The 6,983-nt window shown below is 66.0% G+C and carries 3 protein-coding genes; all 3 read right to left on the bottom strand.

Annotated elements, in window-relative coordinates; translation table 11 throughout:
- Positions 1 to 2,016: Calx-beta domain-containing protein (locus ACESNG_RS17910; protein ID WP_373070149.1), on the bottom strand; the 2,016-nt coding region annotated here is incomplete at its 3' end.
- Entirely contained in the window at positions 2,013 to 2,804 is a 792-nt protein-coding gene (locus ACESNG_RS17905) for a hypothetical protein (protein ID WP_373070147.1), read from the bottom strand. The genes ACESNG_RS17905 and ACESNG_RS17910, both read right to left, overlap by 4 nt.
- An 86-nt stretch (positions 2,805 to 2,890) precedes the next feature.
- Positions 2,891 to 6,367 (bottom strand): protein kinase domain-containing protein, encoded by a 3,477-nt coding sequence (locus tag ACESNG_RS17900; protein ID WP_373070145.1) that lies wholly within the window; start codon positions 6,365 to 6,367, stop codon positions 2,891 to 2,893.
- Positions 6,368 to 6,983 lie beyond the last annotated feature (616 nt).

Here is a 6,983-nt window from a genome sequence, read left to right as displayed (position 1 = left end):
GGTCGGAACCGTCCGGTTGCGCGTTGTCCCATCGCCGAGCTGACTAGCGTCATTACGGCCCCAGCAAAACGCCGCCCCCGTGCTCGTCAAGCCGCAGGTGTGGTCAAAGCCACCAGCGAGTGACACGAAGGTCCGCCCCCCAGCGACCGCGGTCGGATCCGTCCGGTTGCTGGTTGTCCCATCGCCCAGCACACCTTCAAAATTACTGCCCCAGCAAAACGCCGCCCCCGTGCTCGTCAAGCCGCAGGTGTGGAAACCGCCACCGGCGAGTGACACGAAGGTCCGCCCCCCCGCGACCGCGGTCGGAACCGTCCGGTTGCGCGTTGTCCCATCGCCGAGCTGACTAGCGTCATTACGGCCCCAGCAAAACGCCGCCCCCGTGCTCGTCAAGCCGCAGGTGTGGAAAAAGCCACCGGCGAGTGACACGAAGGGCCGCCCCCCAGCGACCGCGGTCGGAACCGTCCGGTTGCTGTCTGTCCCATCGCCTAGCTGACCAACGAAATTACTGCCCCAGCAAAACGCCGCCCCCGTGCTCGTCAGCCCGCAGGTGTGATCGTGGCCCACTACAACCGACTTCGGCGCCGCGATCGTCACCACCGGCGCATCCGCGATCGTTACCGTCGCCGAGGGCGACGATACCACCGTAAAACTCCCGTCGGGCACCAATGTCAGGATGACGGTCTCATTTCCCTCTACGACCCCGTCCAGCAGGGGAACGACTGGCACGTCCACAAACGTCGCCCCGACGGCAATCATTTGCGTCGTCGAGATCGACTGGTAGTCGACACCATTCTCCGCGCTTCCGGTCAGCGTCACCCCAATGGCTAACGGAACGGCTGTCGCGCCGCTCCGAAAGATACGGAACGTGCCGTTCGTCGGCCCAACCTCCGAAGCAATCGAGTCGACCGCGGTCACCGTCACGTTCGGCAGTGGTGTGTCCGCAATGAAGACCGTCGCACTGTTCGGGGAGCCTACCGCGTAAGCCGCAGGATTCGCGGCGATCGTCAAGATGACCGTCTCCACTCCTTCGCTAATTGCATCGGCGAGGGGAGTGACGGATACAGCAGCCGAATTCTGCCCAGCGGGAATCGTCACCGGCGAAATGATGGAACCATAGTCGCTCCCGGCGGTCGCACTTCCCGACAGGCTCACAGCAACTGTGAGCGCCAAGGTGACGTCTCCGGTACGCGAAATCGTGAATGCCCCCGGGTCGAGTCCAATCTCCGATGCACTTGCATCGCTGGCGATGACGGTCACAAGTGGCGCGTCGACGATGCTCACCGTCGCAGCCCCCGGCGTTCCTACGACGTACTCGGAGCCCGACGCAATCGTCAAGACGACAGACTCCGCACCCTCGAGCACCGCATCGAGCACCGGCACGACGTTCACAGCTAACACACGTTGTCCCGGCCCCATCGTGACCGAGGGCGCGATTCCCTGATAGTCGGTGCCGGCCGTAGCCGTACCACCGAGCGACACGTTGACCACCAGCGCACCAGAGCTCGGCCCCGTGCGCGAAATCGTGAACGTGCCTGGGTCCGGTCCGACTTCGGCAGCGCTCGGGTCACTTGCAACCACGCTCACCACCGGCAGCACGGGGGTGAGCGAGACGCTCGCGGTGGCGGTGCCCCCGGCCTGCACGGCCACGGTGGTCTGTCCGCGCGACGCGAGGTCGGCTCCTTCAAACCCTTCGAGCAGGACGGTGTAGCTCCCCGGCTGGAGGGACAAGAACTCGATGGTACCCCGGGGGCTACCGGTTCGCGTTTGCGTCCCACTCGGCCCGCTGATGTTGACGCGCCATGAATCGATCGCGGCAACAGAGGCGGCACTCGAAATGCTCAGCGAGACGCCGCCCACGTCAACGGAGATCACATCCCGGCTGCACGCCATCAGGACCGTCAGCGTTAACGCCACGAGCGCTGACTGCAGGACACGCGCCAATGTCACGATGCGCGTGAACAGGCGTTGCTCGCCCGCGTCGTGCGGGGCAGGTCCGCGACTTGGCTGACGCATCATGGGAGACGGAGGACGATGCCGCCGGTGGTGGGCCCCGGCGCTGACTTGGGCATCGCCAGCACGGCCACGATACCGACGCCGGCCACGCCGGCAGCAACCGCCCATAACTTCGAGCGCCCCTTCGATGCCTTCGGCACCACCGCAGGGGGGAGTGTGGGCCGCAACGGCTCGACCGCAGGGGGGAATGTGGGCCGCAACGGCTCGACCGCTCGAGACCCGCCGACGCTTGCCGTCACGAAGGTGATGGTGACCATCGTGGTGACGCCGGGGAGGACTTCTGTGGTGAACTCGGCGTCGGACTGACCACTGGCCCGCGCCGCGACGCGATAGCTCCCCGGCGAGAGCCTGAGCGGCCGCCCTTCATCGAGAAACGCACCGTTGACGGAAAGCTGCACGGGCCCCGATGCGTCACCGGCGCCGCGCGCGACCCGCAGGTCTCCGAATCCACCCGACGTCGTGGCCGTCGCCCACTCGAACCGGAGCGAGACTCGCGGCTCGGTCCCGCTCGCTGCGACGAATGCGCGCGCTTCTTGAAGTGCAGTCACCAGTGCGGGCGTAGAGGTCACACTGTCTGCTTGCAACGTCGGTGACCGTCGGAGCGCCCAACGCAGCCAGGAGACCGCTTCCTCGCGTTGGTTCTTCTGCAGCAGCGTTTGCCCCAGCAGCAGCACCCCTCGCGCCCACGACGCGTCCGGCGCGCCAAGCGCCGGATCGAGTGCCCGTCGCAGCAGAGCGAATGACTGAAGTTCGTTGAAGTCATTGATCAGCGCGCGGGCGGAATCGACCATCGCGGGTCGGCTCTCTTGGGCGCTCGCCACCGTCGCAGAAAGCGACGCCACGACCGCAATGACCACGCAAAGTTGGCGCATCGGCCTCATGGCGTTCGCGGTTGCAGGGTGAACCGCCGCTTGAGCGTATCGGAGGGGGGCACGGTGACCACCGTGTCGAGTGTCGCGTAGCCCGGCTTCTCGAGTCTGACCGCATGGCGCCCTGCCGGCAAGGTCATGACGATCAGCTCGTCCTCGGCGGCGAGCACGTCATCGATAAACACCGTGGCGAATGGTGAAACGCGGAGCATGAGCACCCCGGGTGGTTGCTTCGGTCCAGGGGGCACCTCGGCCCGCTTTGCATCAAAAACGAGCGTCCGGGTCTCACCCGCACCGATCTGCACGACAGTATTGACTGGTACGTAGTTTGGCGCTTGCAACCGGACCGCGTGCGACCCCTGATCGAGGTTCACGCGTGACCCCGATATGCGACGACCGTCGACACGGATGCTCCCGCCGGCCGGGAGCTCCGTGACGACCAATGTCCCCTGTGTCACGGGAGTCGGCGGGACGGGCTTCTTCTCCACAATCGCGATGGTCGCGACCGCGACCGAGTCTGTCGGCGCCATCGCCGTCACGCGAACAGTGCCCGGTTTCTGCGCGAGCAAAATTCCCCCCGGATCGATGGTCGCCGCGCTCGTCGGCGACACACTCCATCGTACGTCGGACAACGGCACACGTCCGCTGCGGGAAAATGCGCGCAGTGGCAGCCGACTGCCGACGGACAGCCCGTCGGCCTGCGGAAGCTGGTATTCGATGACGATACCATCGGGCGGCGGCGTCAGGGGCGGCGAGGGAGGCTCGCGCGTCGCCACGAGTACACTGATCGCGACCGCCGCCAATCCGCCCACGGCCAACAGCCACCGGCGAACACCGGATTTACGTGGTGGTGGCACCACCACCGCTACCTCTGCCGGCTGATCTCCGGCGAGCGCGATGACCGGTGCCTGATCCACGTACAGCACGAGATCACCGCGCTGCCCGTCGAGGTGCGCGGTGATCGTCACCTGACCGGGCGCCAGCGCCTCGACGAGGCCGGCCGCGCTCACGCGCGCAATGCTCGAATCGCTACTGCTCCAGACCGGCGCACATTGGGTCACCGTGGCGCCGGTACTTTCAATGAGCAGCGCCTCGACGTGCTGCGCCAGGCCCACCTGCATCCGCGCAGTGGACGCCGACACGCGTACATATGCCGCCGCCGGCTGACGCACCCGCACCGGCATCTCCACCGCAGCTGACGATTCGTGAGCCCCGGAGGCTGTGACACGCACGACTGTTTCCCCAGCCGTGAGTGCCCGCACCTGGCCGCGTGCGTCGACGCGAGCAATGGAGGGGTCGAGCGACTGCCACGACAACATCGTGTCAGTCAGTACACGCCGTCGTGCATCCTGGCATCGCGCGGAGACCGCGACCACTGCCCCAAGCTCCAGGTCGAGCGACGGTGAGGAGAGGAGGATACGGTCCACCACGGGCAGCCTCACCGAGACCACCACCGGCGTGACGGGAACGGCGGCCGCGAGCGTCGGATCGTTCACGCGCGCCACGATGCGCGCCTGGCCGGGTGCGACGGCGGTCAGCGTTCGACCATCGCCGAGCACGCCGACGACGGCAGCATTGTCCGACACCACCGCGATACCGTCTTCGGATCGGGGATTTCCCGAGGCATCGGTCACCACGAGCTCAACATGGGCAGCATCGCCGGGTTCGAGCGACGACGGGCGGACGGTCAGCGTAATCGCGGCAATCGGTGCCTCGACTACCGTCAGGGACAGCGCGCCACGCGCACCATCGACCACCGCCGTGAGCGCGGCGAGACCCGGGGACAGGCCAATCGCGGTGCCGGCCGAGTCCACATGCACGATGTGCGTCGCGTCCGAAGTCCACGCGATGTGCGGTGCATGCACCGGGGCACCACGATCGTCGAAGGCCTCGACACGCAGCGCGATCGCATCACCGCATTCGATCGTCGACGCGTCGACGAGCACCCGCACCGTTACGGCGGGCCGAGGTGTCACTCGCAGCCGCAATGTGGCGCGCGCCGTCCCGGCAGCGACTTCGATCGCTGCCTCGCCGACGGCCACGCCAAGCAGTTCGCCGGCACCGACGACCTGCACGATGCCGGCGTTGCGGCTCAGCCACGAACACGCGGCGTCGGCGCGATATCGGCCGTGGGCGTCGATGGCGCGAACGACAGGGCGGAGCACTGCACCGACCGGCAGGGTCAAGGATTCAGCCGCCAACTCCAGCTGCGTGATCGGCGACAGGACGACGGTGACCAGCGCCTCCTCGTACACGCTGCCGATCGCGGCGCGAATGCACGCCGTGCCCGGTCCGACACCCAGCAGTGCGCCAGCGGGCGTCACCGTCACGATCTCGGTGTCACTTGATGTCCACGCCACGATCGCGTCGTGTATGGGGTCGCCGGCGCGCGTCAGGACCTTCGCCGACAGCTCCAGCTGCGTGGCGACGTACAGCGTCGCACTGGGTGGCGACACCACGATCATGGCCGGCTTGGGCTTGAATGGTGCGCCCGGACGCGGCGTGACCGGCGTCTCGATCGAGCTCACTTGGCTGCGCTGCGCGTTGGCGTCGCGCGTGCTGCGGGCGACGGCACCGAGCCGTCGCTTGATCGCCAGCCCGTCGTGTGGCAGCCCGTCGGCCAGTACCGGCACCAGTTCCTGCAAGGACGGCCACCGCTCTGCCGGACGCTTCTCGAGCATGCGCATGACCGCGGCAGCCAAGGCGGGAGGACAGTCAGGCCGGCGGGTTTGGAGTGGCACCGGTCGTGTGCGAACGTGCGCCGTTGCCAGGTCGTACAGACTGAGATCACCACTGAAGGGCGGGCTCCCGGTCAGCAGCACATAGGCGGCAATGCCCAGCGCATATTGGTCGGACGCCTCGGAAACGCGCTGGCCGGTGACCTGCTCGGGGCTCATGTACAGCGGGGTGCCGATGATGGTCGCGCCAATCGAGTGGCTGTTGTTCTCGACCACTTTGGCAATGCCGAAGTCGGTGACCAGCACATCGCCCTTGACCGTGAGCAGAATATTCCCTGGTTTGACGTCGCGATGCACGATGCCTTCGCCGTTGGCGTACGAAAGCGCTTGCGCCGCCTGCATGAGCACCCAACGCACGTCGTCGATTGCCAGCACGATGCCGGCGCGGGTGATCTCGTCGAGGCCGCACCCGTCGACGAGGCCCATCACGAAGTAGATGATCTCCTCACGCTGCCGCACATCGTGCACGATGATGATGTTCGGATGCTGCAGCCGTGCCGAGATCCGCGCTTCAAGCACGAACCGCTCGGCCATGCCATCGGTGCGCATCAGCTCCGGGAGCATGACCTTGATCGCGACGGTACGCTCGAGTCGGATGTCTTTGGCGAGGTAGACCACTGCCATGCCGCCACGGCCGAGCTCGCCTCGGATTTCATACTCGCCAATCGTGACCGACCGGAGCCGCTCGAGAAGCGGATCGGGGGCGGTCGCGTGTGGTTTTGAGAAGATATCCGTTACTGCGGGCATGCCACAAAAGTGTCAGAAGGGTTCTGTGGAGCAGCCGGGCGCACACGGTACTTAGTCCGCAGCCCCCGTTAGACGCTAATCGTGAATATCGGCCCGGCAACTACGGCCCCGAAGGGGCATTGGGTCGTTATAGCCCTTTTCTTCCTGAACTAAGGTCGCAGCCGAAGAGCCAATCGGCCAGTCTCAAATTGTCGATGCGAAGGATTTTTTCAGACCGGATAGCGTTTGCGAGGGGAGGTTGTCTCCACGTGCACTCGCGTTCCGTGCTGGAATCGAGCGGGAGCTCGGCCCGAGTCCGAGTCCCGAGTACGGCGCTAAACCACGCCCGACTGATGGCGATGCGGCGGTGCGTTATCGTGCCGTAATCATGCCGTTGTCCGCGTTGATCGCGAGCTGACGCTAGCGTTTGTGCAGATCCAGGCCTATGCTCCCGATGCAGGCTGGTGCCCCTGTGAGCACCCCGTCAGCATAGGGGAAGCGAGTAAACATTGGTGGGCAATGTGTGTCTCGACGACCTCGCCGAGGGCCCGCCACCCCTCCATACCAACGATCCCACACACGCACCTCACGATCATGTTGTTCCTCAGCGACATCGATGCGGATAACATTATCCGCG

The sequence above is a fragment of the Gemmatimonas sp. genome (assembly GCF_041689975.1).
GTDB lineage: Bacteria > Gemmatimonadota > Gemmatimonadetes > Gemmatimonadales > Gemmatimonadaceae > Gemmatimonas.
This window is presented reverse-complemented; position numbering and strand designations above follow the sequence as displayed.

What these genes read in the sequence shown, in the direction of transcription:
- ACESNG_RS17905 (WP_373070147.1), bottom strand. Translation starts at nt 2,804, where the DNA reads ATGGTCGATTCCGCCCGCGCGCTGATCAATGACTTCAACGAACTTCAG.
- ACESNG_RS17900 (WP_373070145.1), bottom strand. Translation starts at nt 6,367, where the DNA reads ATGCCCGCAGTAACGGATATCTTCTCAAAACCACACGCGACCGCCCCC.